Source organism: Rugamonas sp., assembly GCF_025354735.1.
Classification (GTDB): domain Bacteria; phylum Pseudomonadota; class Gammaproteobacteria; order Burkholderiales; family Burkholderiaceae_D; genus Rugamonas.
This window is the reverse complement of record NZ_JANXMI010000069.1, coordinates 1-3,389: the sequence shown is the minus strand read 5'-3', so window position 1 is coordinate 3,389 and position 3,389 is coordinate 1. Positions and strand designations below refer to the sequence as shown.

The following is a 3,389-nucleotide window of genomic DNA, read 5'->3' as shown; positions in this document are numbered from 1 at the left end:
TTCGAATGCCCCTCTCGAAACCGTGGCCTGACCCCGGGTCCGCAGCGGCGAAATCATCGGGCAGCAATCGCCTGCCCTCAGTCACGCCAGCTTCAACGGCAAGCTGCGCAAACGCTGGCCTGTCAACTTGAACACGGCATTGGCCACCGCCGGCGCGATCGGCGGCGTGGCCGGCTCGCCCATCCCCTCGGGATGCGCGGCGCTGGCCATGATGATGGTTTCCACCTGCGGCGCCTGATTCATGCGCAGCACCTGATAGTCGTGGAAATTACTCTGTTCGACCTTGCCGTCCTTGAACGTCACCGCCCCGAACAGGGCCGCCGACAAGCCGAACACCACGGCCGATTCGGCCTGCTGCGCGATGATGTTGGGATTGACGGCGATGCCGCAATCGACCGCGCACACCACCCGGTGCACGCGTATCTCCTTCCCGTCGACCGACACCTCCGCCACCTGCGCGACGATGGTGCCGAAGGACTGGTGCAGCGCCACGCCGTGGGCGCGCCCCGGCGGCGCCGTCCCCGCCCGCGCGACCGCCGCGTTCAGCACCGCCAGATGACGCGGATGGCGCGCCAACAGGCCGCGCCGGAATTCGACGCTGTCCTTGCCCGCCGCGTGCGCCAGTTCGTCGATGAAGCTCTCTTTAAAAAAGGCGTTGTGCAAATGCCCGACCGAGCGCCAATACCCGAGCGGCACCGCGCTGTCGACGATCACGTGGGCGATGCGCTGGTTGGGGAATTCATACTGCATGTCGAACTCGCCCTCGGCCGTCGTCTTGTCCGGCCCACCGGGCGGCAAGCCCAGATTGCGCTTGAAGAACTGGTGCGACACCGATCCGCTGGCCGACTTGTTGTCGTAGGCGAGCACGTTGCCGGCCGCATCGAGGCCGGCGCTGAAGCGGGCCAGCGCGGCCGGGCGATAGACGTCGTGGGTGATGTCGTCTTCGCGCGACCAGATCACCTGCACCGGCGCGCCCTTGCATTCCATGGCGATGGCGACGGCCTGCGCCACCATGTCGACATCGAGCCGGCGTCCGAAGCCGCCGCCCAGCATCGTCACCGCCAGCGCCACCTGCTCCGGCTTCACGCCCGCCACCCTGGCCGCGACGTCGACCGCGAAACCGGGCGACTGCGTGGCGGCCCACAGCCACACCTTGCCGTCCTTGACCTGCGCGGTGCAATTGACCGGTTCCATCGTCGCATGCGCCAGATACGGCGCGCGGTACTCGGCCGTCACGGTTTTTGCCGCGTTTTTGCCCGCGTCCATGTCGCCGGTCTTGTAATAGGCGTAGCCCGATTCCGCATCGAGCCTGGACGCGAAGTCGCGATAGATTTCATCGCTCGACAAGCCGGCGTGCGCGCCCTCGTTCCACGCAATGGTCAAGGCCAGCGCGGCCTGTCTGGCCTGCCAGTAGCTGGCCGCGACCACGGCCACGCCGGCGCCGGCGCCATCAAACCGACCCAGCGCGTGCGAGAAATCGACCACCCGCGCCACGCCCGGCATGGTCATCGCCGCCGCCGCGTCGACCCTGGCCACCGTGCCGCCCACCGTCGGCGCCATGCGCACGGCCGCGTAGACCATGCCGGGCGGGCGCGCGTCGATGCCGAATCCGGCGCTGCCATCGACCTTGGACGGCGTGTCGCGGCGCGGCGCCGGGGTGCCGATCAACTTGAAGTCCTTGCTGTCCTTGAGCCGCACCTCGCCCGGCGTCGCCAGCACCGCGCGCGCCGCCAGGCTGCCGTAGGATGCCCGCTTGCCGCTGGCGTGGATGACGAAACCGGCCTCGGTGCGGCATTCGGCCGGCGCCACCCGCCACTGTTCGGCGGCGGCCGCGATCAGCAGCGCGCGCGCGGTGGCGCCGGCTTCGCGCATCGGCTCCCACGCGTCCTTCACGCTCGACGAGCCGCCCGTGATGATGATGCCCAGCTCGCGCGCCACTTTGCCGACGGTCCATTGCGCCACCGCCTTCATGGCGCCGCGATCGTCGGGATGGAAGGGCAGGCCGTCGCGCAGCATGGCGACGTTGCCGAAAATTTTATCGATGGGCGCCTGCAGCAGTTTGATGGACGCCAGCGGCACGTCGAGCTCCTCGGCCACCAGCATCGGCAGCGCGGTGTGCACGCCCTGCCCCATTTCGCTGCGCGGCATCGCCACCGACACCGTGCCGTCGGGCCCGATGGCGACCCAGCCATTGAGGGCGACCGCGCCGTCGGTGAGCGGCAGCGGGTGCGTGCCCTGCAGGCGCTGGCGCGGCGGCAGCGCGCCCCAGCCCACCACCAGCACGCCGGCGGCGGCCAGGCCGCTGAAAATAAAACGGCGGCGCGAGAACGGACGGGGTTTCAACATGGCGGCCTTGAGGAGTTAAGCGATCCAGCGCGACAGCAGATCGTCGGCCAATACCGGCTTGCTGTAGAAGTAGCCCTGCGCCAGACGGCAGCCGTGGCGCAGCAAAAAGGCCGCCTGCTCGGCGGTTTCCACGCCTTCGGCGATGACCGACAGATTCATGCTCTTGCCCAGTTGGATGATGGCGATGTCGATGGCTTCGTCGTTGGCGTCGGTCGAGATATCCTTGATGAAGGAGCGGTCGATCTTCAGCGTCTGCACCGGCAGCTGCTTCAGGTAGGCCAGCGAGGAATAGCCGGTGCCGAAATCGTCGATGGCCAGGCCGACGCCGATCGAGTGCAGGTCGTTGATGAAGACCATGGCGTCGCCGGTGTTCATGATGACGGACTCCGTCACCTCCAGCTGCAAGCGCTCCGGCTCGAGCCCCGTTTCGCGCAGAATCTCGGCCACCATGTTCACCAGGCTGCCGCGCTCGAACTGCTTGGCCGACAGGTTGACGGCGATCTTGGGCACGTGCAGGCCGGCCTTCTGCCAGCGCATCATCTGGCGGCACGATTCGAACAGCACCCACTTGCCCAGCTGGTTGATGAAGCCCGTGTCCTCGGCCAGCGGGATGAAGCGGATCGGCGGCACCAGTCCCAGTTCCGGGTGGTTCCAGCGCACCAGCGCCTCGACGCCGATCAGGCGGCCGGTGTCGATTTCAACCTGCGGCTGGTAGTTCAGGAAGATCTCGTCTTTTTCGATGGACCGGCGCAAAAAGGTTTCCAGGCGCAGGCGCTCGACGCCCTCGCCCGTCATCGACGGCGCGTAGAAGCGGTAGCCGTTGCGGCCGCGCGCCTTGGCCTGGTACATGGCCACGTCGGCGTTACGGATCAACATATTCAAGTCGACGGCGTCGTGCGGGAACAGGCTGATGCCGACGCTGCAGGTGACGAACAATTCGTGGCCGGCGACCATGAAGGGCTGCTCGAACATGGCCACCAGTTTTTCGGCCACCAGGCTGGCGCCGTACTGGCCGTCGACGTTTTCCAGCAGGACGATGAATT

General features: G+C 67.3%; 2 protein-coding genes. Both read right to left on the bottom strand.

What is annotated here, in order from left to right:
* Positions 1-81 precede the first annotated feature (81 nt).
* Positions 82-2,346, bottom strand: coding sequence for a xanthine dehydrogenase family protein molybdopterin-binding subunit (locus tag Q0S71_RS06790; RefSeq protein ID WP_295993207.1), 2,265 nt, complete (start codon positions 2,344-2,346; stop codon positions 82-84).
* Positions 2,347-2,361: 15 nt separating this feature from the next.
* Positions 2,362-3,389 (bottom strand): bifunctional diguanylate cyclase/phosphodiesterase (locus Q0S71_RS06785; protein ID WP_295993204.1); only part of this gene is annotated, 1,028 nt, incomplete at its 5' end.

What these genes read in the sequence shown, in the direction of transcription:
- Q0S71_RS06790 (WP_295993207.1), bottom strand. Translation starts at nt 2,346, where the DNA reads ATGTTGAAACCCCGTCCGTTCTCGCGCCGCCGTTTTATTTTCAGCGGC.